Genomic DNA, 22,019 nt, shown 5'->3' with positions numbered 1-22,019 from the left:
ATGATGGACCCCCCCTCCTGTGACCCGACCCCGCCCCTCCTTTCGCAGGATCCAGGTGTTGAAACGGATGACATTCGGGCCGCTTTGACGGCATTGCAGCAAGAGCTCGAAGCACGGGACCTGCACGACGCGGAAATGGTTCGTCATCATGCGCAGGTCCTAGGCGAGTTGCAGCATCGCGTTCGCAACACGGCCGCGCTCGTGCGAGCGGTATTCGAAGCTACCATCGAGACGGCGAACAGCTTGGAGGAAGTCGAGCGCCACTTCTGCGGCCGCCTGACTCTCCTGCTCCGGTACCAACTGCCACGATCGCTGGGCTCGAACGGCGACGTTGGCCTCGATCAGCTTATCCGCGACGAACTTCAGCAGTTCGAGTTTGGGTCCGCGCCGGGGATCACGATCGTGGGGCCAGCGGTTTATCTGCCTCTCGAACAGGCTCAGCCCATCGGGCTGGCGATCCACGAGCTTGTGACGAACGCCTTGAAATTCGGGGCGCTTGCCAAGGGCGGGGCCAAGCTGCAAATCCGGTGGGTCGTATCTGGACAGAGACTGGAACTGACATGGTCCGAAAGCGAAGTTGCGGGACTGTCGGACCTGCCATTGCACAAGGGTTTTGGACGCGAGTTTATTGAGGATGGATTGCCCTACCAGATCGACGGGGACACAAGTTTCGTAACGCGATCGGACGGGATCGTCTGCCGGATCGCGTGGCCGCTCGGCACGCGTGCCAGACGGCGCTGATCTTGTTCCAGCGGTCAGCAAGCCTGGTGGATCATTCCCGTGATATGTCGTGTCCTGCGATGTAAGTAGTTCTCGTCGAAGCCGGCGATCTGGGCGAGCTTTTGCGGATCCATGATGGTGACGCTGCCGCGAGTGAGCGACATCGTCCCATCCAGCCGCAACTCCTTGAGCACTCGGTTTATGTGGACTGGGGTCATTCCCAAGGCGTCAGCCAGAACAATTTGCGACAACGGCATCGCAAGTTCACCGTCCTGAGTTAGGCCGATAGTTTGTCCTCTCAAATAAAGCTCGCACATCAGATGCGCCAAGCGCTCGACGGAACTGCGCCGGCCCATGCTCACGATCCAGGCGCGCATGATCGCCTCATCGACAAGCTGCGCGGAATACATTGCCAACGCGATGCTGCGGTGGTTCTGCATAATTTCCTGCATATCGTCTTGGGACACGCGTGCAACCATCGCTGGCGTGAGCGCCTGTATTCCGTGATCCATCTCGGCCAACAGCTTGATATGCAGGTCACAGGCGTCACCCGGCATCAGGAACGCCATGATCTGACGTGTGCCGCTCGGCAGGATCTTGTAGCGACAGGCCCAGCCGTCGAGGATTACGAACATTGGGCCCGTCTCGTCACCCTCGCGGATGAGATCCTGACGCGGATTATAGCGACGCGGGCGCGATGTGATGCGTTCAAGCGCCGCTGTGTCATTGGCCGTAAGATCGGCCAAGCCACGCAATTTATTTACAAACGGATTAGTCACGTCCAGTCTCTACCCCGTCTGCAACTCTACAGATACTGCATTTTTTTATCGCACTCCAGTGTCGCGGGGGGCGAACGGACGAACTACGCAAAGCGTGCGGCGGAGTCATGATCTGCCGTCGTAGTATGTGGTGGGAATCATGAATTCTTAATGGATGCGAACTGCAAATAACAAGCGAACTGGCGTGTTTTTCGTATCACTTATTAATTTACATTAACTAGTTTTTTAGTCGAGTACAGATACTCGTTTAGGGGTAACGGACTGACCGCTGATTCGCTGACGACGGTTTTCCGGCCAGCGGATCGCAGAATCCACAGTTTTTTTGCAGTCCTCTCGTACAAATCTAATGGACAGTATCGAGCGCAGGCGCGGTACCAAGCTGGTCGCGCCCCCACTGGCGTCGGTTTTCCGACCGGCGGGGCTACCATCTACGGTAACGCAGTTTGCCCACCTTCGTGGTTCGTAGCGCGCAAATCTCAAAAGCCAGTCGCCGCGCTTGGTTGTTGCTTGTACCGTTGGCGTCAGTCGCAAAACCAAAATATTCGCGATACGGCCGAACCGTGGGGTATCAAAAACAACTGCGGTCAATCGGCAAACGACATATCGACATGGGTTAACGCTTTTATGGTCCCACGTGCTACTCCTTGGCCGAGGTAGAACAAGGCGACAAACATGGCTGCCACAATATTCCAGAAGATTGAAAATAATATGCAGCGTGGTCGGCTCAACGGGCAGGGCTGGATCTTGACGTTCAATAATTTGCAAGGAATTCATGCCGACCCGCTGACGGGCTGGCAGGGCGGGGGCGACACTCAGGGGCAGGTGCAACTCGGCTTTCCATCTTTCGAAGCGGCAGTCGCATATGCACGCAGGGAGGGTATCGACTACCACGTCGTTCCAACTCCCCAGCGCAGCTTGAAAATTCAATCCTATGCGGAAAATTTCAAGTAGGTTTCGGCTTTTCCAATGGCGGACCCGTCGGCATCGATCGCTTTGTTGGAAAGCGCTGCGTCACATACAGCCTCTTCGCTAATGTAATAACGGTCGACCCAATCTAGGTCGTTAAGAAACCGGGTGATCTGCTGCCCCGGACTAAAGCCGACGTCTGTCAGGGGGACCAAGCCTGCCCACCACAAGTTTCTTCTTCGACCTGCAATTGAGGGTGTAAGTCAAGCTAGCCGCGAAGCTGATTGGAGAACAGAGTGCTCGAGCTGGACGGAATGATGAAGCGCCAGCGGGTGCTGGCGGCGTTTGGCGAATTCGCGATCCATTCCGAGGACCTTGACGCGGTGCTTATGGAAGCATGTCGGCTCGTTGGAGAGGCCACTCGAACGGGTCGCGCAAAAGTTATCGAGATACAGGAAGATCGACGGGAGTTGCTCGTACGCGCGGGGGTTGGATGGGCTCCCGACGTGGTTGGCACGGTTCGCCTTCAGATGGGTGAGCGCTCGTCCGAGACATATGCCATCAAGGCAGCCAGACCGATTGTCTCGCAAGACATTGCGCAGGACGACAGGTTCGATGTTCCGCCCTTCATGAAAGAAGCCGGGGTTGTCGCACTCGTCAATGTCCCGATCTTTGTTCCAGGCCAGCGTCCTTACGGCGTGCTCCAGATTGACGATACGAAGGCGAGGGAATTCGGAGACGACGAAATTGAATTTCTGCGGACTTACGCCATGATCCTTGGGCCAGTCATCGATCGCCTGCATCTAGTCACGGAGCGCGAACAAGACCGGGAAGTGATAAGGGCAAGTAAGGCCCGGCACAGCTTTCTGATCGCAAGCTGGGCGCAGGCGGAGTGGGAAACTGACGCTAACGGCGTCGTCATCGCTGACAGCCCGAGCTGGCGCGCGTACACTGGTCAGACCGTCAAAGAGTGGCTTGGTTATGGCTGGCTGGACGCGATCCATCCCGATGACCGGACCTACGCCGAGAAGCAATGGCGCGAGGCTACCGCCGCACATGGTCTGGTCGACGCGGAGTTCCGCCTTCATGCCCCAGATGGTGGCTGGCGCTGGACCAATGTTCGCGCTGCCCCCGTACTCGACGCGGACGGGGACATTGTGAAATGGGTCGGAATGAACATCGACATCGACGCGCGCAAACGTGCCGAAGCAGGGTTGTGCAAAACGGAGGAACGACTGAGGACGTTAATGGAGGGCATCCCGCAGCTGGTCTGGCGGGCGGTAAGCGACGGAGAGTGGACTTGGGCCAGCCCGCAATGGGCTACCTATACCGGTCAGACAGGCTCCGACAGTCACGGTCTTGGCTGGCTTCAAGCCTTGCATCCCGACGACCGCAAGGCGGCCGTCGATGCTTGGAGCCACGCGCTGAAAGATGGCGGCTTCCAGGTTGAGTATCGGATCTGCCACGTCGACGACGGTCAATATCGCTGGTTCCAGACCCGCGCGACGCCGGTGCGCGACAGATCGGGCGAGATCGTCGAATGGCTAGGCACCTCCACAGACATTCACGCTTTGCGCAAGTTGCAAGAGCGGCAGCAGGTGCTGGTCGCCGAACTTCAGCATCGCACCCGTAATCTGATGGCCGTTGTGCGCTCGATCAGCGACAAGACGGCGCGGGCAAGCGCCGACATTCCGGATTTCCGCCGCCGCTTTCGGGACCGTATCGAGGCAATGTCGCGTGTCCAAGGCCTGCTTTCCCGGCTGAACGACCATGACCGGGTGACCTTCGACGAGCTCATCAAGGCCGAGCTTGCGGCGGTGAACGGCAGCGTCGAACGTGTAATGCTCAGTGGCCCTGCTGGCATACGCTTGCGATCATCAACGGTGCAGACACTTGCCATGGCGCTGCACGAGCTAGCGACCAATGCGGTCAAATATGGTGCGCTGGGGCAGCCGGGAGGGCATCTGCACATCACATGGTGGGTGGACGAATTCGGTGAAGGCCGAAAGCCGTGGCTCCACATCGATTGGCGAGAAAGTGGCGTGGTTATGCCGTCCCTCGGGTCAGCGCCATGTGGCACCGGTCAGGGTCGCGAACTGATCGAGAAGGCGTTGCCATATCAGCTGCGCGCCAAGACCTCATATGTATTCGGACCCGATGGCGTTCATTGCACGATTTCACTGCTGGTATCGGCGAGCACAGAGGAGACGAGCCATGCTCGAGCGTAGCCTTGAAGGGTGTCATATCCTCGTTGTGGAAGACGAATACATGCTGGCCGATGAGCTGAATATGGAACTCAGCGTTCTTGGTGCCACCGTACTCGGGCCGGCCGGAACGCTTGAGGATGCAATACACCTGATCGCGTCAGAGGTGAGGATCGATGGCGCCATCCTTGACGTGAATTTGGGAGGTCAATGGGCATTTCCTGCAGCCGATGCGTTAACTCATCGGCAGGTACCGTTCTTATTCACCACCGGTTATGACCAGTCCGTGATGCCGAGCCGCTTTGCTGATATTGTCCTGTGCGAAAAGCCGATTAATATTATGCAGATCACAGAAGCTGTAAGATACATAGTTCATAACTAGATTGTAAAAATGATCTTGTTAAGCCAGTCTCCAACTCGGCATGCCAACCGATCGGCGGTTTTCGCCCACGGCCAGGTTCGCAGCGAGATGGTCACCGCGAGCAAGGCCTGACGTCCGAAGCGTGGACGGCCGCCGCCCCCGCTACGTCGTAAGGCCAGAATACTGCTCCGGGATGTGCGCCCGTTTCCGCATTAAGCTTCAGGACCTGAACAGGTGCCCATGTGTTGGATGCACTATACCGGGTCGGTCGAACACGAAGACCTTTCACCAAGTGAGAAGCACCATGACGATCCTCGACACCGGGCCGGAGCTGATAGACAGCTACGTTCTTCTTCGTACGACCCTCAGCGGCACGCAGTACGACGTCTACATTGACGTGGACGCTCTACGCGAACATGCGCAAGCGGGTCTTTTGACACGCCAGCAGGCACTTGACTATGCTTCGACTGTTATCGACGAACTGTTGGAAGCGGCCGTTCGCAAGCGCGCGGGCGTCGAGCCTGACACGACAATCATCATCGAAAATGCAAGCGAAATCCGGGCATAAGCGCGGTCAGGCCGTCAGCCGAGGAAATGCAACCTCTCAGCAGGTGCAAGCAGATGCGCAAAAATGTTCTAATGGCAGTTGTCGCAACCCTGGCACCTTCGTCGCTCTGGGCATGCACGTTATGCCACAGCCGCATCGCCGAAGACACGCGCGCGACGGTAATGGGCCATGATCTTTGGTCAAACATGGCGGCGCTGCTGCTGCCGTTCCCGCTGTTGTTTGCGGCGGTGCTGCTTGCCCGTCGTGTCGCGCCTTGAGGAGAAGCGGAATGTCTGGGACCAGGCCAATCGTTACCGCCGGTATGGTCATCGGAATTGGCATGGGCGGTTTCGCCGACGGCATCCTGTTCCATCAGATCCTGCAGATCCACAACATGCTTTCCGCGCGTGTCTCGACGGACACGCTGCTTGGTACGAAGGTAAATATGGTGTGGGACGGCCTGTTCCACATAGGCGTCTGGACGACGACCGCGATCGGCATCGCGATGCTCTGGCGTGCCGCAAAACGCGTCGATACGATTACATCAGGCCGTGCTCTGGTGGGCTCGCTTCTGATGGGGTGGGGTCTGTTCAACCTCGTCGAAGGGATCATCGACCACCACATTCTCAACCTGCACCATGTGTACGAGCGGGCCGGGCAGTCCGTGTGGGACTGGCTTTTCCTTGCCTTCGGCGTCGCTCTTGTCGCGGCCGGTCGGTTGATGATGACTGCAGAGCGGAACGGGTCTTCGCGGCTTCCGCGCGGTCACTGACCGTGCCCTTCCTGACCGCAGGAATGTTGGGGTGTAGTGGACCATCATCTCAATGTCGCTCGGTTGTACAGAGGCGGCAACGTCCAGTCCGGCGACCGTGCACGGCACCGGGGTTCATGCGCCGGCGGGGCTGCATCACCGTGCTGCAGTGCCGCCCGGAGTTCAGACCCATATCCCTCGGCGTCCGGCCTACTTAGGATAAAGCCCGAATCGCCTTAACCGAAACTGATGCGTATGGCTGTTTCGACGGCCTTCATCTGCGCCAGCTTGTACTTGTACCGGTCAGCCAGGCCGATATGGGCATTCCGTGAACTCTCACATTTCGCGTGCAGTACCGCCGCCTCCTCGCGTGCGATGCAGAGAACCAGATCATCGAGCTTATACGATTTTGTCATAGGCTTACGCTCCGCTGTTGTTGATCTCGGATTTCGCAGTTCCAGCGGGTTGGGCATTAACGTGCGTGTAAATCCCCGCGCTTCTGGCGGCACCCGGCCCCATTCACCGACCGGTTTATCGACCGGTTCGGCATTCTGCCGGGCGGCCGACGTGGAACTGCGCGCTACCCGATCATGGCGTCCGATACGGGGGTGGGCGTACAGGTCGCCGGCTTCAAATCCCAGGTCCGGCCATGCCGGCTCTGCCGTCATTCCGTTGGGCATGTGGAACCTGCCGGCAGTTGGAGAGTCGGTAGGACGGCACAAATATCGACGGCGCGGCGGCAAGAGCGCTGGACGCGGATGAGGGAAGTCACGATGGGCTACCATTCCGACACGCAAGACAATCCCGTTCCCGAAGTCGACCGGACCATGTCAGATGTGCCCGTAACTGTGCCGCAGCTGCCAGGACCAAACGGCCAGGGGACATGGACTGTGACACCGCAGGACGTGGAATATTCCGGCGTCCTCGAATTGGAGATCGATACTTCGGACACCGTTCGCGGTATCTTTCTGGCCCGGCTCCTTATGCCAGTGCTTCGGAGCGGGCGGATGACGCTGCTCTATCCCAAGTGGATGCCGGGCTATCATTCGCCGCAGAACCCGATCGAGCTGTTCGCGGGACTCGAGATCAGGGCCGGCAATCTCGTGCTCGACTGGCGGCGCGATCCGGTCGAGGTCTACGCGTTTCATATAGACGTACCGGACGGCACGTCGGTGCTGGACATCAGCTTCCAGTTCCTGTCGCCCACGACATCGACCCAGGGCGACGTCGTCGTGACGGAAGACATTCTGAACCTGCAATGGGGTCGTGCGCTGCTCTATCCCGCCGGATATTTCACCCGCCGTATTACAGTGCGGCCCCGCGTGAAGCTACCAAAGGGCTGGCAGTACGCGACGGTGCTGGAAACCCATGTGCAAGACGGCGACACAGTTACCTTCGCGCCGGTGCGACTGGATATCCTGGTTGATTCGCCGGTCATGGCGGGACGGCATCATCACGAGCTGATGATCGATCCGCAGGGCACGGTACGTATGAACCTGTTCGCCCATCAGCCGGCCGACCTCGCAATCACCACGGAGCAGGTGGCGTTCCATGCCGCATTGGTGACGCAGGCGGACAAGCTCTTCGGTGCCCGCCATTTCGACAGCTACCGTTTCCTCGTGGCGCTCAGCGACGAACTGGGCGGCGGCGGGATCGAACATCATCGTTCGGCCGAAATCGTCGCGCCGCCGTCCTATTTCAGGCAGTGGGAACAGAACCGGACCAAGCGTGACGTTTTCGCGCACGAATTCACGCATAGCTGGAACGGCAAGTTCCGCCGGGGCGCGGACTCGTGGACACCCAGTTTCGAGATCCCGATCCGCAACAGTCTGATGTGGCTGTACGAGGGACAGACCCAGTATTGGGGCCATGTCCTCACGGCTCGCGCAGGCCTGTGGTCAATGGCCGCGTCGCTGGAGGCGCTCGCCAAGATTGCGGCTACCTACGATGTGCGTCCAGGTGGGTTATGGCGCACGATGGCCGACACGACCGAGGACCCGGTGATCAACGGCCGTGCACCGCTCCCCTGGCCCAGCTGGCAGCGCAACGAGGACTATTATTCCGAAGGCCAACTGATGTGGCTGGCAGTGGATACGCTCATCCGTGAGGCGTCCGGCGACCAGAAGTCGCTCGACGATTTCGCGCGCGCGTTCTTTGGCATGAACGACGGCAGGATGACGACGCGGACCTATGATCTGGAAGAGGTCGTCAGCACGCTGAACGATGTCGTCGCGCACGACTGGGCCGCCTTCCTCGACACCCAGTTGCACCGCCGCAGGGAAGGCGCACCGCTCGAAGGGCTGGATCGCGGCGGCTACCGCCTCGTCTACCGCGATCATCGCACCGACTTCTGCAGGAGCTACGATGCGCAGACGGGACAGCTGGACCTGCGTTTCTCGATCGGGCTGACCATCGCCGCGGGCGGGACGGTGCAGGAAGTGATGTGGGGCAGCGCGGCCTTCGACGCCGGATTGACGGCGGGCGCGCTGATTCAGGCCGTGAATGGGCAGGCCTACGATGAAACGGGGATCGGTAATGCGGTGGCTGCCTCGCAGGGTGGCGCGCGTCCGTTTACGCTAACGGTCAAGGCGCGGTCACAATCCCGCCCACGCGAGGTGACGGTGAACTATGATGCGGGTCATCGCTTCCCACACCTCGAACCGATCGTCGGCACCCGTCCCCGGCTGAATGAGATCCTCACTGCCCGGTAGCGACAATCGACGCCCGCAGGTCGGGGCCGCATTACCGAAGCGACAGTGTCTTCAAATTTGGAGTTTCAACGCGCCGGGTTCCGTATCGCTGCCATCACATATCGACATTCGGCATAGCCAACTCATGGCAGCATAAATATGGATAAAGCCGATCAAATGAACCACACAGCTTTTGCTGTTGAACAACGAAGCGTTCCAAATACAGGGAAGTATCGTTCGAATTGAATGAACCGCCTACTACGCAGCTACAATTGTGGAGAAATAATTTATGTTATCCTCGACGCGACCTTCCATAGCATTGAAAGCGGCGGGTTCACTAACCCCAAGGAGCTCTGTTACGGCAGGGCGTGGCTGGCTCCGAATATTAGGCACAGTGGACACGGCGAAGCTTGCAAAAAGGTCTCAACACGGCGCGGATGCCAGGCTTGTTCCGGCCAGGGTCCGGCGTTCCACCGCCTTAAGCACCGGGTCGAAATGCATGGCATAAAGATCACGCACAACGACCTCCTACCCGGCCGCACGGACCTCATCACAGTAGCGCATGGCGATTGCATGGTTAAAGTGACCCGGATTAGGATGACATAGAATAACGGCGTGCCGCCCGTCCCGCGATTCCATTCGCTCCTGTACGTTCATATCGGGTCCCGATCTTTTGAGCAGCACGGCTGGACAGGCGGCGGAAGATCTTGCCCCGGGCTCCCGCGTGCCGGCGGCAAGGGAGCCTCTCGACTACGCGAAAGCTTCGCCACCGATGACCCTCGGAAACTACGCAACTGAAAGATCCGTGGACGCCGTCCCGTCAGGCGTTTATCTGAGGATCATGCTCTCTTGCCGACGGCTTGGTCGATATCTATGATGGCGCGGTCCGGCTTGCTTATACAAAAGTGCCGGTTCGCAGACGCCCGACAGTGCAAGCTACGTAAAGACGGTGAGGCAAGGAGCCAGTCGGCCGTGGTCGGGGTGTCAAACAACATCGGCGCGGTCATCTGTGTGCCTGAGCGCGCCGACGCAAGTGGTCGTCGGTCAGTCACGCTTTTGCCACCTGCCAAAGCGCATAGGCGTCCGCCTGCCTCACTTTGCCCCGTAGCGCAGCCCTTACCTTTGTCGGCAAGCGACTTTAAACGAGTAGTAATAGCGCCCGAAACCGCCGATATCGCGTTGGTAGTACCGCGGAAGCGAACATAATGTTGATGGAGGGCTAGGAGCAGCGCGTCGACCACAGCTATTCCGGTGCCGAGGTATTCGTCCCCAGCTTAGACGGAGCGTCCGGGCTCACCGATGGCGGCTTGGATACGAACTTGGAGACATCTTGGCTCTGTAAAGCGGCAAGATAGCGGGCTACACGTTGACTACGGGCATATGCCGACACTCGGCTCGGCACTGGGCCTGATCGGTATCCAGCGCGCTTTCGAGCAGTCGGACCGAGGTTGCGACTGTAACCGGACCGCCGCTTGTCGACGATTCCTTGAGAGATCGCCTGGACGCCGTACTGCTTCTGCCAATTCGGATCTATGCCTTTGAGGAAATAGCGCCGCAGCCCAACACTCTTGGTCACCGGCTTTGTTTGTACCACGGCTAGCGACGCGGGGGCAAAGCTCGACGAACGGCACTTTTCCCCTTCAACGCGATTTTCAAGGCTTGATATCCAGCGAGGTAAAAGATGGAGAAACTCCACCATAAGCTCGACGGGGATGTGAATAGCGCAATGAACATGCGAGCCCGCGACATTTTCCCGTACCCAAACGTAAGTCGGCGCGATCTGCCGTCGCAATTTAATAGAACATTTGCGTAGCCACGGTGCAATTCTATCACGGCGCAGTTCATCGAACCGATCAACTTTTGATGTCGTGTTCCCGTAGTTGATTGTTATGAACACGTTGAGGCTCATACCAAGCATTTGGGAGGCTTTGGCCAGCGCCTGTCCGCTTTGCGTACCTCCGTTGACTTCATCTATGAAGCGCCAGGCATGGTGAAGCTTAGCGGCGCTGCCGCGGCTAATGCAGGAAGTCGAGCGGCGCCGCGCTCGCTCATTCATCGTCATCTTCTCGCCTGCCGCCAGCATCGGTTTCTATCCTGTCTGCGTTTGTCTCTAAAACAACACTCTTTACTGGTAGGATCGGCCACCCCCTGCCGCCAACCTCTTTTTTAAGTGACGTTCAAATAAATCGGGTGATAGAAAAACTGAGGCTCGCTGCGGTCGAATTACACATCCTAAATCATCAGATACACAATCACCGATACGCGAGGATTTACCGCCAAACTTGATTGTTGCGGTGAGCGTGCATGTGCAAGGTGATAGATGATATCCAATGCGTCAGCCGATGACGGTCACGATTGGGCATCTTTTGACGGAAGTGCGTGATCCGCATCGACCGGCCCGCAGGCCGGTCGATGCGGGATCATCCGAAGGCTCGCGTAGTCCTTCCAAAGATGTCCTGCCCCTCGTTGTGGAGGCGACTCACGAACCCGGTCCGGTGCACGTCGCACAGATCAGCGGACGACAGAAGCCGAGCTACGCGTGTATCGGCGCGACGAAACCCGGCCTCCGGATTCCCTGGCAATGATCCGATGACGGGTTTGAGAGGCTCCTCGGATTGGAAAACGAAGTGAAAGACATGTTCGGCCCCAACGGGAACGACAAGGGCGCGGCCGCCGTTCGTCGGCGACCACAGGCGGCAGTTCGCGTAATGCCTTACGTTATCGGCTTCTTTGCTGAAAAGGTGCAGTGCGAGGGCGGGAGCGGCGGCATCGTCGACGTCAAACTCAAGATATAGAAGATCAGTGGCGCTATGGCGTACGAGTTTGCCAAACAGCCGGTCTTCACCTTCGCTAAGCGCAAAACCTGATAAAATTTGCGGCTCCCCTGCGCGGCGAGCGTTATCTCCGCGTCCGCGGAGCATCCGCCCGTAAGCAGCCGTATGGCGTATCATATTTGATAGAACCGCTGGGTCCGAAGCGGAAAGCTCTTTAAGAGCATAGGCGGCATTTTGCATTTCTTCGGTCATCTTAATCATTTCTTAACTCCATGACTGTTACGCGAAGCGCACGGGGCCGGGCCCGGCCTCCGGTTTTCCCCTCACCCCTGCTTCGCACTGAAACAGCACACCGCAGTGCTGATGCGCGCGGCGCGCACTCGGCTGTGCCGACCGCAAGGGAGGCCAGCCCCCTTGGAGAATTCGCTTCTTGTTCACCGACGCCGCTGGCATTGGTTAAGCGGCTGCCGTCAACGTTGAGTTCGGAGCGCCATCCCTCAGGGCCCGATGGCATGCTTCATCGAGCGGTTTCGGAAACAGGGAATCATTTAGAGGCGGATCGTCTGCTCCACTTCCAGCGCTAGGTCCGCTCCGGGGTGACGCCTTACCGTTTTGTCTTCCGGTCTCCTGCCGCAATACGCGATCCTGTCGCCGACACCGTCACGACTATGTCAATCTGGAGGGTAGCTGGCCCAAACGAACGCCATCCAGCCCGGATCGCCTTTGTTGCAACAGTGCGATGGGCAGTGGCCGTGCCGATGCCGATGCCGATGCCGATGCCGATGCCGATGCCGAACCAACGGGAGAAACCGTCATCGGTGCCTCAACGCAACTTGACCGTGATCCACCAATCACAGGCGGAGTTCTGCACTACGTGAGGGTCAACATTAATTCGCGCATGCGTCTGGCATCGCGCAGTTCCGGCATCGAAGCGGTCAAGCTGTACTCTGCCCTCGTCGCGCTCTTGGTCGATCAACTGAAGGACGGCGGGTACGCTGGTTGTCATCCCGCCCAGATCCGTCTGTAGCGGTTCTGCCTACAAGCCTATCCATGCGGTCGACTCAATGGTGCAAATAACGTATAATAAACGCATCCTTGTTGCTCAGATGACATCCGCGTGGATTCTAACAGCTTCAGAATATAGTCCGGATAACCATTATCCCGATATTGCTAGACCGCGAATATATACCGGTGACATTAAATACGTTCCCGGCGACCAAAATGTTCGCGAACTGGTCGCGCCTTACGTAAGCTATCAGGTAAAAGACGAATGTCTTTACAGTTCGATATATGCGAAGTGACATTCGGAATACGAACAACGACATCAACCAAAATTTCGAGGTTTGTCGCGCCGGAATACCGGCTAGCATTTTCACCACCGAACACCTGACCAAGAAGATCCGCTCGGAACTCCTCGAATGTCTGAAGGATCTTGAGTTCTGTACTAACCATGTGACGTCCGCTGTGGACCGCTTGCCCTGGTCGAATCTGTTGGAGGCAGGGTTTAATTTTCAGCCATACTTGCTTAAAAAAAACGTCTCCTTGTTTACGGCCACTGCGGCCTGGCATGATGTCCGGAAAAAGACATGTCTCGCCTGCCACCCGCATAGCAGCGACGTATTCTATAAATCCAAGACGGATAAGCTCTGGATGAACGGGAACCTTGCGCACACTTCTCGCCGTCTTAACCCTACCGGCGACCGTGCTCCGGATGTTGAAGAAAGTAATACCATTCTCTTCGCCGATATCGTCGATCAGAAGCTTGCAGCATTCTTCGCGGCGCATGCCTGAGTACCAAACTAAGGCCATAACCCAATATGCCGCGTCATGCCAGATACTATCCCCGGACTTGGGGTGGTATCGATCTTCTAATGATGCGCTTCCAGTCCAAATACCCAGCTTGAAAAGCTCTAAGCCCTGCTCGATCGTGTAAGGATCGCGCTCGTCGCGCTGATCGCGATCCTCCTCTTCCAGTATAAAGTCCGAGAAATCGAGAGCTCGCATCGGCGTCTTGGCAGCAAGCCATTTGGAGAGCCTTTGCACATTGGCGAAATGGCGATTGACGGTACCAACATCGAGCCCGATACCAAAGCTGTCGTCCTCCTTATAATCTATCAGCGCCTGGCTACATATTGCCTCAAGGGGCATGGCCTCATGCCGCGGCGATTTATGGTGCGACGTGGGCATCCGGGTGAGATGATCATAGAAGACATTTAAGTCGTTTTGTGACATTGCAGCCATGGGCTGACCAACGGCCGACTTTCCGAACAGAAAGGCGGCAGTGCGGAACTGGCGACGCTGGCTCGTCCCCCAAACCTTGGGTTGAGATTTGTTCTTGCCGACCTTGATTGCACTGTCGCCGTCGCGTTTACCGCCAGCTTGCGGTTTGACGCGGAAATACTCGTCGACTGCCTCAAGGGCAGTCATGGCCGCAAACCTTTGTTGCTCTTCTGATAAATCACAAACAGTACGGCCGGACAGCGGATTCGGTGTTGCCACGATAGGCAACGTGACGGCGGTGGGAAGTGCGAGCGTTGCTTGCGTTTGCAGCGGATTGCCACGCACCAGTGCTGCCACGACGCTTAATGTGTCGGCAAGCGACCGAGCCGATGGCTCGTCATAGGCCTTCGCGATCATTGCGCGTGCCTCGCACATTACGCGTCGCGCATTCTCAAGGCGATCGTCGGTGACTGCCAGCCTCACTGACCCAAGCAGGTCACGCGCTTCAGCCAGCATGCTTGCGGGAAGATCTCCCGCCCGGTTCAACATGGCGCTCAGATGTTCCCGAGCTTCGTCGTCGAGGCCGGCAAAACGTTGGTCGAACCCGCCAACATAGTCGATGCCCATATAATCGCTGAAGCCGTTCATGGCGAAATCGTTGTTAAGAGCCGCGTAGATGCGTAGCATCTGCGACAGCCGAAGCTGGACGTCCCCAGCGCCGTCGGCCTGGATAGCGCTATGCTGATAGGCCAGCATATTGCGATATTGGACCATCTCCGTTTGTAGAAGGCTAGTGACCTGCTCGGCAGTCAGCCCGTCCTGTTTGATCTTTTCATACAAGCTCACCCGCAGACCCTCGCTCCGTCCGGTCATGGCCGCGGCGCGGCGCCGGGCGACCGCCTGTTCCTTCGTGAGCAGGCTGACCGTTGTTGCAATGGTTATAGGATCGAGGTTGGCGGCGACGAAGCGGATCCTCCGCCGCCACCAATAGACGGCGGCGCGGCGGGTAACATTTTCGATTGCTGGCATCAGACACTGGCTCCACCCACTGGTAGCAAGTGTAGCCACTGTGACGGTTGAAGCCGGCCGCGGTGACGCAAAACCGTGGTTTCACGTTCCTTGGCTGAGGAAACTCAGTGTTTGGCTGGGGCGGCAGGGTTCGAACCTGCGCATGGCGGCATCAAAAGCCGCTGCCTTACCACTTGGCGACGCCCCAACGTGCCGCGCCTTATAGCTGTGCGGACCGGCGATGGAAGAGGCCGCCGGTATCAGAACAATTTTTCGACCCAACCATGATGGTCGGGCGCCAGCCCGCGCTGGATGTCGACCAGTGCGGTGCGCAGCCGCAGGGTCAGTTCGCCGGGCGCGGCACCGTCGCCGATCTTGAAATCGCCGTCCACGCTGCGCACCGTGCCGATCGGCGTCACCACTGCGGCCGTGCCGCACGCGAACGCCTCGCGCAGCCGCCCGCTCACCGAATCCGCGCGCCACTGGTCGATCGCATAGCGGTCCTCGCGCACCGTCAGCCCCATGTCGCGTGCCAGCGTCAGGATAGAGTCGCGCGTGATGCCGGGCAGGATCGTGCCCCCCAGCGGCGGCGTCACCAGCGATCCGTCGTCGAACACGAAGAAGATGTTCATCCCCCCCAGTTCCTCGACCCAGCGACGCTCGACCGCATCGAGAAACACGACCTGGTCGCATCCGCGGCGGATGGCGTCCGATTGCGCAAGCAGGCTGGCCGCATAGTTGCCGCCGCACTTGGCCGCCCCGGTGCCGCCGGGTGCGGCGCGTGTATAATCCTCCGACACCCACAGCGACACGGTGGGCGTGCCGGACTTGAAATAGGCACCGACCGCCGATCCGATCACCATGTAGAAATATTCCGACGATGGCTTCACGCCCAGGAACACTTCGCTGGCGAACATGAACGGCCGCAGGTACAGCGCGCCGCCCTCCTGCCCCGGGATCCAGTCGCGGTCCGCCGCGACCAGCTGCCGCACCGACTCCAGGAACAGCGGTTCAGGCAGCGCCGGCATCGCCATCCGTTCGGCCGACCGCGCGAACCGGGCGGCATTGGCATCGGCGCGGAACAGCGCGGCCCCGCCGTCCTGCGTGCGGTACGCCTTCATCCCTTCGAAGATCTCCTGCGCGTAATGCAGCACGGACGATGCCGGATCCATCTGGATCGGCGCGCGCGCCTGCACCCGCGCATCGTGCCAGCCGACCCCGTCCTTGTAGTTGATGACGACCATATGATCGGTGAACACCCGCCCGAAACCGGGATCGACCAGCATGCCCGAACGGGTGCCGGCATCGACCGGGGCGGCATGTGGTTCGATGCGGAACGTCGGCTCGGTCATCATGGCTCCTGTGGTGGCGGCGGGCGGATCGGCGGTACGGTCATACGGGGGCGGCCCGCTTGCCGGTTGCGTCCGGTTAGGCCGCCTGCCAGATGGAATCAACATGCCCGCCGCCGCATCCCCGCTGTTCCTGCGCGAAGCCGAAATCCGGCGCGGGATCGAACTCGTCCATTTCGCGCAGGGGCAGCTGTATCGCGGGATCGACGAGGCGCTGGCCGTCCACGGCCTTGGCCGCGCGCACCAGCGGGTGCTGTATTTCACCGCGCGCCGGCCGGGGTTGAGCGTGGGCGCGCTGCTCCGCCTGCTGGGCATCACCAAGCAGTCGCTGGGCCGCGTGCTGAACGACCTGACCGTTGGCGGTTTCATCGAAACCCGGCCGGGCACCAGCGACCGGCGGCAACGGCTGCTGCGCCTCACCCCCATCGGGGCCGCGCTGGAGGCGGAGCTGTTCGGCCTGCTGCGCGCCAAGCTCGGCCGTGCCTACAGCGATGCCGGGCCGGGTGCGGTCGCCGGGTTCTGGGCGGTGCTGGAGGCGCTGATCCCCGCGGCCGATCGCCCGCGGATCGCCGGGCTGGGTACCGCAGAATGACGGGGAACTGACATGGCCGAACGCTTCACCCGGGCCATCACCGCGGCACCGGCCGACATCGACGAGCTGGGCCATGTCAACAATGCGGTCTGGGTCCGCTGGATCCAGGATGTCGCCACCGCGCACTGGCACGCGGTCGCGGCCCCCGGCCATCACGACGCCTATGTGTGGCTGATCGTGCGCCACGAGATCGATTATCTGCGTGCGCTGAAATCGGGCGAGACCGTCATCGCCGCCACCTGGGTCGCCGATGCGCCGCGCGGCGCGAAGTTCGATCGGCTGATGGAGTTCAGCGGCGCGGACGGCCGCGTCCACGTCCGCGCGCGCACCACCTGGGCGATCCTCGACCGCACCACGGGCCGCCCGCTGCGCGTGCCCTCGGCAGTGATCGCGCCGTTTCTGGCGTGATGGCAGCGCGGGTGTGGGCGGATAGAACGAGCGCCTGCTCCCCTTAATCGGGCGCTCAGGACGACAAGCCGAAAACCGTCCATCCCGAGCGAAGCCGAGGGACCCTTCGAGCGAAGCCGAGAAGCCAACGGCACCGCAAAAATGCCGCTGAAAGAAGGCCCCGCCCCGGCTCGCACGAACACATGCCAGCAGTGCAACCAAGCACCTGCGCCCCTCAAACCGCCCGGCGCAGAACCTCCAGCACCGCGCGCAACGCCGCCGGATCGGACGTGAACCCGACATGCCGACACGCGACTTCGATGGCGACGTCCGCCTCCCCCGTCCGTCCGCGCGATGCGGCCGGCGCGACGATCCCGTCACGTGCGGACCATAGCGCGAAAGTCGGCACCGGCGGCTTTTCGGCCAGCGCCGCGGCGATCGGCAACCGGTCCACCGCATGTCCCGCGATCCGTTCGTACATCCGCCACGCATTGTTCGCGCGGATATCGCCGGAAAAGGGCGAACCCAGCGTCACCACCCGCTCCACCAGGTCGGGCCGGCGCTTGCCGATCTCGCGCGCATACAGCCCGCCCAGGCTCCATCCGACGACCGCTGCGGGCCGGTCGCGCGTCACCGCCGCCAGCCGCGCGAGCATCGCATCGAGCAACGCTTGGCTGACCCCGCGATTGCGCCCCAGCGCCCAGCCGTGCGGCACATAGCCCGCCGCCGCCAGCGTCCGCCGCAGCGTGGCAGTCGTGCCGTCGTCCGCCAGGAACCCCGGCAGCACCAGCACCGGCCGGCCGTCCCCCGGCAACGCCCGCGCCAGCCCGCGCCACGCCACCTGTCCCCGCGCCCATGCCAGCGGCACGCCGAGTTCGGCAATCATGGCACGGGTCGAAGGAGCACGCATCTCCGCCGTTTACGCGGTCATGGAGCGCAACGAAAGTGATGATGCCGGCTCGATGTGTGAGCCAGACGGGACTTTGGCGCCCTCCATCACACCACCCGTTCGGTTCGGAAGAAGCGCCATTCCTGCCGAGCCCACCCTACCCGTTAGTCCTGCGGAGGGGCTGAGCCGCTGTCGAAGCCTGTCCTGAGCGCCGGTCGGTGCGCAGGCCCCACTCTCTAACGAAAGTCCCGCGTCTGCACCCGGATCACCTCTTCCGGATCGGCCCCGTCGCGGAACGGGCGGTGATAGTCGCGCCGTCCTTTCGGCGTCCAGCCCGCGTCGCCGCGGTCGGGCGCGCCCGGGTGCGTCGCGCCGTCGCCCGGCCCCGGCCGGTGCGGAAACGCCATCTCGCCCACCGAACGCAGATCGTCGGTATAGTCCATGATCCGGTCGGCGATCACGTGGATCACCGTGCCTTCGCGCTGCACGCGCCCGCGGATGCCGATCATCGCGGCGGACAGGACGGTGCGGCGCTGCGCTTCGAACTTGTGCGGCCACAATATGCCGTTGGCGATCCCGGTCTCGTCCTCGATCGTCAGGAACAGCACACCCTTGGCGCTGCCCGGTTTCTGGCGGATCAGGATGATGCCCGCCACCTCCACCGGCGTTCCGTCGCGGACCCGGTCCAGCTCGGCACAGGTACGCAAGCCCCGCCGGCGATATTCTTCGCGCAGGAAACTCAGCGGATGCGCGCGCAGCGACAGTTGCAGCGTGCGGTAATCCTCCACCACCTCGCGCCCCTCGCTCATCGTGCGCAGCACGACCGTCGGCTCGCGCCCTTCCTCCCGCGCGTCGGCATGCGCGAACAGCGGCAGCGGCGCCTCGCCAAGGCCACGCACCCGCCACAACGCCTGCCGCCGGTCATGCCCCAGCCCGGCGAACGCATCCGCCGCCGCCAGCTTCTCCAGCGCCGCCACCGGCACGCCCGACCGCTTCCACACATCCTCGATCGACGTGAACGGCACCTCCCCCCGCGCCGCCACGATCGCCGCCGCGTGGCTGTTCGACAGACCCGCGACTAGGCGCAGACCTAAGCGCAGCGGCGACATACACACCCCCCTCTTTGGAGTGCCCTGAGAAGGCCGCTCCTCAGAGAAGCCCAAAAGCCCTTCCCCCACCGGGGGGAGGGTTGGGTGGGGGGCGATGGCTTGGGAAGATGGTTCCCTCAAGCCAAGCCCCCCACCCCGATCCTCTTCCAGAAGGAGAGAGGGAGCACGCTCCTCCCCCACCATCACCGTATCCCATCGGCTCGCATTCACGCACGGCGGCAGCACGCGCACGCCGTGGTCGCGCGCATCCCGCACGATTTGCGCCGGCGCATAAAACCCCATCGGCTGCGCATTCAGCAGCGCGCAACAGAACACGTCCGGATGATGGCACTTCATCCACGACGACGCATAGGCGATCTTCGCGAACGACGCCGCGTGGCTCTCCGGAAACCCGTAGCTCCCGAACCCCTCGATCTGCTTGAACGTGCGCTCCGCGAACTCGCGGGCATAGCCGTTCGCCACCATCCCCTCGATCATCTTGTCCATGTAATGGCTGACCCCGCCGGTCATCTTGAACGTCGCCATCGCGCGGCGCAGGCCGTCCGCCTCCGCGGCCGTGAACTGCGCGCCGACCATCGCCACCTTCATCGCCTGTTCCTGGAACAGCGGTACGCCGAACGTCTTCTTCAACACGGCCTCAAGCTCGGGTTTGGGATATTCCGGCTGCTCCTTGCCCTCCCGCCGGCGCAGATAGGGGTGCACCATGTCTCCCTGGATCGGGCCGGGCCGCACGATCGCGACCTGGATCACGATGTCGTAGAATTCCTTGGGCTTCAGCCGCGGCAGCATGCTCATCTGCGCGCGGCTTTCGATCTGGAACGTGCCCAGCGTGTCGGCACGCGAGATCATTGCGAATGTTTTGGTGCAATCCTCCTGCATCACGGGCGACGCCAGATCGAGCCGCTCCCCCGTCTTGTTCTCCAGCAGGTCAAACGCGCGCCGCATGCAGCCGAGCATCCCCAGCCCCAATATGTCGACCTTCATGAACTTCAGCGTCTCGATATCGTCCTTGTCCCATTCGATCACGCGGCGGTCCGCCATCGCGGCGGGTGCGATCGGCACCAGATCGTCCAGCCGATCCTGCGTCAGCACGAACCCGCCCGGATGCTGCGACAGATGCCGCGGCGTCCCGATCAGCCGCCGCGCCAGCTCCAGCGTCAGCGCGATCCGCTGATTACCCGCATCCAGGTTCAGCGCCTCGACATGCTTTTCCCCCACCCCTTCCGCGGACCACCCCCATACCTGCCCCGCCAGCGCCGCAGTCAGGTCCTCCGGCAAACCCAGCGCCTTGCCCACCTCGCGCACCGCCCCGCGCGCGCGAAACCGCGTCACCACCGCGGTCAGCGCGGCATGATGGTGGCCGTAGGTTTCGTAGATCCACTGGATCACTTCCTCGCGCCGTTCATGTTCGAAATCGACGTCGATGTCGGGCGGCTCGTTGCGCTCCCCCGAAATGAACCGTTCGAACAACAGGGTATGCTTGATCGGGTCGATCGACGTGATGCCCAGGATGTAGCAGACCAGCGAATTGGCCGCACTCCCGCGCCCCTGGCACAGGATGCCGGCCCCGCGCGCGAACGCCACGATCGCGTTCACCGTCAGGAAATAGGGGGCGTAGCCCTGCTGCTCGATCAGCTCCAGTTCGTGCGCGATCTGCGTCTGATACTCCGCCCCCAGCCCTTCCGGAAATCGCTCGGCCTCCGCCGCGCGCAACCGCGACACCAGCGTCGCCTGCGCCGTCATGCCCGGCGTCGCCTCGGTCGGATATTGATACCGTAACTGATCCAGCGAGAAATCGCATCGTCCGACCACCTCGGTCGTCGCGGCGATCATATGCGGCCAGCGGCGGAACAGCCGCGTCATCTCGGCCGCGCTCTTCATGTGGCGATCAGCATGCCGCTCCCGGCGGAACCCCAGCGCGTCGATCGTCGTCCCCTCGCGGATCGCGGTCACCACGTCCTGCAACATCCGCTCATCGGGCGCGGCATACAGCACGTCGCCGGTCGCTACCGGCGTCACCCCGGCGGCACGCGCCATGCCGTCGATCGCGTCGATCCGCGCGATGTCGCCCGGCCGCCGCCAATATCCGGTCGCCGCATAGGCGCGGTCACCGAACAGGTCGCGCATCCGCCCCAGCGCCCGCGCGGCATCCTCGTCCGTCCGGTCCATCACCAGCGCACCGATCAGCCCCTCGCTCCAAGTCCCTAGATCGTCCCACCCGATCCGGCACGGCGCCTTGCCCAGCCACCGCCCCTCCACCGGTTCCGACACCCGCCCCGCCGACAGCATCCGCGTCAGCCGCGACCAGCCCGCGCGGTCCTGCGGCCACACCAGCACGCTCTCCCCGCTGTCCAGGTCGATCCGACATCCCGGCAGCAAGCGCACGCCGGTGGTCCGCGCCGCCTCCCACGCCCGCACGATGCCCGCCACCGAATTGCGGTCGACGATCCCCAGCGCCGCAATCCCCAGGTTCGCCGCCGCCGTGAACAACATCTCCGCGCTCGACACGCCGCGCAGGAAACTGAAATGCGTCGTCACCTGCAACTCGGCATAGTCCACGGCGGTCACAGGACGCGGCGCCATCGCATCATGGAACCCGACCCCGCGGCCGGACACCAACCGAACCGCGACATGTGGACAGATCCGATCCACCCCGCCCGAAGCCGAAACAGGTCCGCGCCCCAACCCCCCACGTCATCCCGGACCTGATCCAGGATCCAGGGACGCAGGTGC

The 22,019-nt window shown here is 61.3% G+C and carries 19 protein-coding genes and 1 tRNA gene; 11 read left to right on the top strand and 9 right to left on the bottom strand.

The genetic code is table 11. From position 1 onward, the window contains the following. Positions 1 to 741, top strand: a complete 741-nt coding sequence (locus BKY59_RS13420; RefSeq protein ID WP_076072334.1) for a sensor histidine kinase — start codon at positions 1 to 3, stop codon at positions 739 to 741. A 14-nt stretch (positions 742 to 755) separates the two neighbouring features. Here the strand turns inward: BKY59_RS13420 and BKY59_RS13415 are convergent, their stop codons facing one another. Continuing rightward, positions 756 to 1,466 (bottom strand): Crp/Fnr family transcriptional regulator, encoded by a 711-nt coding sequence (locus BKY59_RS13415; protein WP_240500102.1) that lies wholly within the window; start codon positions 1,464 to 1,466, stop codon positions 756 to 758. A gap of 705 nt (positions 1,467 to 2,171) precedes the next feature. On the opposite strand from BKY59_RS13415, the gene BKY59_RS13410 reads away from it, so the two are divergent. The 6 genes from BKY59_RS13410 to BKY59_RS13390 all read left to right on the top strand — a co-directional run bounded on the left by BKY59_RS13410 (position 2,172) and on the right by BKY59_RS13390 (position 6,289). Then, positions 2,172 to 2,450, top strand: a complete 279-nt coding sequence (locus BKY59_RS13410) for an NADH dehydrogenase ubiquinone Fe-S protein 4 (RefSeq protein ID WP_076072330.1) — start codon at positions 2,172 to 2,174, stop codon at positions 2,448 to 2,450. 251 nt (positions 2,451 to 2,701) lie between these two features. Then, positions 2,702 to 4,633: a PAS domain-containing protein gene (locus BKY59_RS13405; protein WP_083672137.1), complete on the top strand. Its 1,932-nt coding sequence runs from the start codon at positions 2,702 to 2,704 to the stop codon at positions 4,631 to 4,633. Next, positions 4,620 to 4,991, top strand: a complete 372-nt coding sequence (locus BKY59_RS13400) for a response regulator (protein ID WP_076072327.1) — start codon at positions 4,620 to 4,622, stop codon at positions 4,989 to 4,991. The genes BKY59_RS13405 and BKY59_RS13400 overlap by 14 nt, the downstream gene beginning before the upstream one ends. Positions 4,992 to 5,274: 283 nt before the next feature. After that, a complete protein-coding gene (locus BKY59_RS13395) occupies positions 5,275 to 5,538 on the top strand; it encodes a hypothetical protein (RefSeq protein ID WP_076072324.1) in 264 nt (87 codons plus the stop codon). A gap of 53 nt (positions 5,539 to 5,591) precedes the next feature. Beyond that, positions 5,592 to 5,795, top strand: a complete 204-nt coding sequence (locus tag BKY59_RS17465) for a hypothetical protein (RefSeq protein ID WP_129586395.1) — start codon at positions 5,592 to 5,594, stop codon at positions 5,793 to 5,795. An 11-nt stretch (positions 5,796 to 5,806) separates the two neighbouring features. Next, entirely contained in the window at positions 5,807 to 6,289 is a 483-nt protein-coding gene (locus tag BKY59_RS13390) for a DUF2243 domain-containing protein (RefSeq protein ID WP_076072321.1), read from the top strand. Between the two features lie 215 nt (positions 6,290 to 6,504). On the opposite strand, the gene BKY59_RS17800 is transcribed toward BKY59_RS13390, so the two are convergent. Continuing rightward, positions 6,505 to 6,948: a hypothetical protein gene (locus BKY59_RS17800; protein WP_165374857.1), complete on the bottom strand. Its 444-nt coding sequence runs from the start codon at positions 6,946 to 6,948 to the stop codon at positions 6,505 to 6,507. A 93-nt stretch (positions 6,949 to 7,041) separates the two neighbouring features. On the opposite strand from BKY59_RS17800, the gene BKY59_RS13380 reads away from it, so the two are divergent. Continuing rightward, on the top strand, positions 7,042 to 8,979 hold the full coding sequence (locus BKY59_RS13380; protein WP_165374856.1) for a M61 family metallopeptidase: 1,938 nt from the start codon (positions 7,042 to 7,044) through the stop codon (positions 8,977 to 8,979). Positions 8,980 to 10,201: 1,222 nt separating this feature from the next. On the opposite strand, the gene BKY59_RS17460 is transcribed toward BKY59_RS13380, so the two are convergent. Continuing rightward, entirely contained in the window at positions 10,202 to 11,041 is an 840-nt protein-coding gene (locus BKY59_RS17460; RefSeq protein ID WP_129586393.1) for a hypothetical protein, read from the bottom strand. A gap of 337 nt (positions 11,042 to 11,378) precedes the next feature. Then, positions 11,379 to 11,993, bottom strand: a complete 615-nt coding sequence (locus BKY59_RS17455) for a hypothetical protein (protein WP_129586392.1) — start codon at positions 11,991 to 11,993, stop codon at positions 11,379 to 11,381. A 478-nt stretch (positions 11,994 to 12,471) separates the two neighbouring features. On the opposite strand from BKY59_RS17455, the gene BKY59_RS13375 reads away from it, so the two are divergent. Further along, positions 12,472 to 12,759 (top strand): hypothetical protein, encoded by a 288-nt coding sequence (locus BKY59_RS13375; protein ID WP_076072312.1) that lies wholly within the window; start codon positions 12,472 to 12,474, stop codon positions 12,757 to 12,759. Between the two features lie 170 nt (positions 12,760 to 12,929). Here BKY59_RS13375 and BKY59_RS13370 read toward each other — a convergent pair whose 3' ends face one another. The 3 genes from BKY59_RS13370 to BKY59_RS13360 form a co-directional block, all read right to left on the bottom strand. Continuing rightward, positions 12,930 to 14,981, bottom strand: coding sequence for a site-specific integrase (locus BKY59_RS13370; RefSeq protein WP_076072309.1), 2,052 nt, complete (start codon positions 14,979 to 14,981; stop codon positions 12,930 to 12,932). Between the two features lie 112 nt (positions 14,982 to 15,093). Next, a tRNA-Gln gene (locus BKY59_RS13365) sits at positions 15,094 to 15,168 on the bottom strand. 52 nt (positions 15,169 to 15,220) lie between these two features. Beyond that, positions 15,221 to 16,312 carry a branched-chain amino acid aminotransferase gene (locus BKY59_RS13360; RefSeq protein WP_076072485.1) on the bottom strand — a complete coding sequence of 364 codons (1,092 nt, stop codon included), beginning with the start codon at positions 16,310 to 16,312 and terminating at the stop codon, positions 15,221 to 15,223. 103 nt (positions 16,313 to 16,415) lie between these two features. Here BKY59_RS13360 and BKY59_RS13355 point away from each other — a divergent pair, with 103 nt between their 5' ends. Next, on the top strand, positions 16,416 to 16,901 hold the full coding sequence (locus BKY59_RS13355; RefSeq protein WP_076072306.1) for a MarR family winged helix-turn-helix transcriptional regulator: 486 nt from the start codon (positions 16,416 to 16,418) through the stop codon (positions 16,899 to 16,901). A 12-nt stretch (positions 16,902 to 16,913) separates the two neighbouring features. Further along, a complete protein-coding gene (locus BKY59_RS13350; protein WP_076072303.1) occupies positions 16,914 to 17,309 on the top strand; it encodes an acyl-CoA thioesterase in 396 nt (131 codons plus the stop codon). A 214-nt stretch (positions 17,310 to 17,523) separates the two neighbouring features. On the opposite strand, the gene BKY59_RS13345 is transcribed toward BKY59_RS13350, so the two are convergent. Continuing rightward, entirely contained in the window at positions 17,524 to 18,198 is a 675-nt protein-coding gene (locus BKY59_RS13345; RefSeq protein WP_240500100.1) for an esterase/lipase family protein, read from the bottom strand. 215 nt (positions 18,199 to 18,413) lie between these two features. Then, positions 18,414 to 21,869, bottom strand: a complete 3,456-nt coding sequence (locus BKY59_RS13340; protein WP_076072482.1) for an error-prone DNA polymerase — start codon at positions 21,867 to 21,869, stop codon at positions 18,414 to 18,416. Positions 21,870 to 22,019: the final 150 nt, after the last annotated feature.

This window comes from Sphingomonas montana (assembly GCF_001956315.1).
Classification (GTDB): Bacteria; Pseudomonadota; Alphaproteobacteria; order Sphingomonadales; family Sphingomonadaceae; genus Sphingomonas_R; species Sphingomonas_R montana.
Note: the sequence above shows the minus strand (reverse complement) of the source record. Positions and strands in the feature narration are given on the sequence as shown.

Excerpts from the sequence above, each read along its gene's own strand:
- BKY59_RS17465 (WP_129586395.1), top strand. The coding sequence starts at position 5,592 with ATGCGCAAAAATGTTCTAATGGCAGTTGTCGCAACCCTGGCACCTTCG.
- BKY59_RS13380 (WP_165374856.1), top strand. The coding sequence starts at position 7,042 with ATGGGCTACCATTCCGACACGCAAGACAATCCCGTTCCCGAAGTCGAC.
- BKY59_RS13400 (WP_076072327.1), top strand. The coding sequence starts at position 4,620 with ATGCTCGAGCGTAGCCTTGAAGGGTGTCATATCCTCGTTGTGGAAGAC.
- BKY59_RS13345 (WP_240500100.1), bottom strand. The coding sequence starts at position 18,198 with ATGCGTGCTCCTTCGACCCGTGCCATGATTGCCGAACTCGGCGTGCCG.
- BKY59_RS17800 (WP_165374857.1), bottom strand. The coding sequence starts at position 6,948 with ATGCCCAACGGAATGACGGCAGAGCCGGCATGGCCGGACCTGGGATTT.
- BKY59_RS13390 (WP_076072321.1), top strand. The coding sequence starts at position 5,807 with ATGTCTGGGACCAGGCCAATCGTTACCGCCGGTATGGTCATCGGAATT.
- BKY59_RS17460 (WP_129586393.1), bottom strand. The coding sequence starts at position 11,041 with ATGCTGGCGGCAGGCGAGAAGATGACGATGAATGAGCGAGCGCGGCGC.
- BKY59_RS13355 (WP_076072306.1), top strand. The coding sequence starts at position 16,416 with ATGCCCGCCGCCGCATCCCCGCTGTTCCTGCGCGAAGCCGAAATCCGG.
- BKY59_RS13340 (WP_076072482.1), bottom strand. The coding sequence starts at position 21,869 with ATGGCGCCGCGTCCTGTGACCGCCGTGGACTATGCCGAGTTGCAGGTG.
- BKY59_RS13395 (WP_076072324.1), top strand. The coding sequence starts at position 5,275 with ATGACGATCCTCGACACCGGGCCGGAGCTGATAGACAGCTACGTTCTT.
- BKY59_RS13360 (WP_076072485.1), bottom strand. The coding sequence starts at position 16,312 with ATGACCGAGCCGACGTTCCGCATCGAACCACATGCCGCCCCGGTCGAT.
- BKY59_RS13350 (WP_076072303.1), top strand. The coding sequence starts at position 16,914 with ATGGCCGAACGCTTCACCCGGGCCATCACCGCGGCACCGGCCGACATC.
- BKY59_RS13370 (WP_076072309.1), bottom strand. The coding sequence starts at position 14,981 with ATGCCAGCAATCGAAAATGTTACCCGCCGCGCCGCCGTCTATTGGTGG.
- BKY59_RS13420 (WP_076072334.1), top strand. The coding sequence starts at position 1 with ATGATGGACCCCCCCTCCTGTGACCCGACCCCGCCCCTCCTTTCGCAG.
- BKY59_RS17455 (WP_129586392.1), bottom strand. The coding sequence starts at position 11,993 with ATGATTAAGATGACCGAAGAAATGCAAAATGCCGCCTATGCTCTTAAA.
- BKY59_RS13410 (WP_076072330.1), top strand. The coding sequence starts at position 2,172 with ATGGCTGCCACAATATTCCAGAAGATTGAAAATAATATGCAGCGTGGT.
- BKY59_RS13375 (WP_076072312.1), top strand. The coding sequence starts at position 12,472 with ATGGGCAGTGGCCGTGCCGATGCCGATGCCGATGCCGATGCCGATGCC.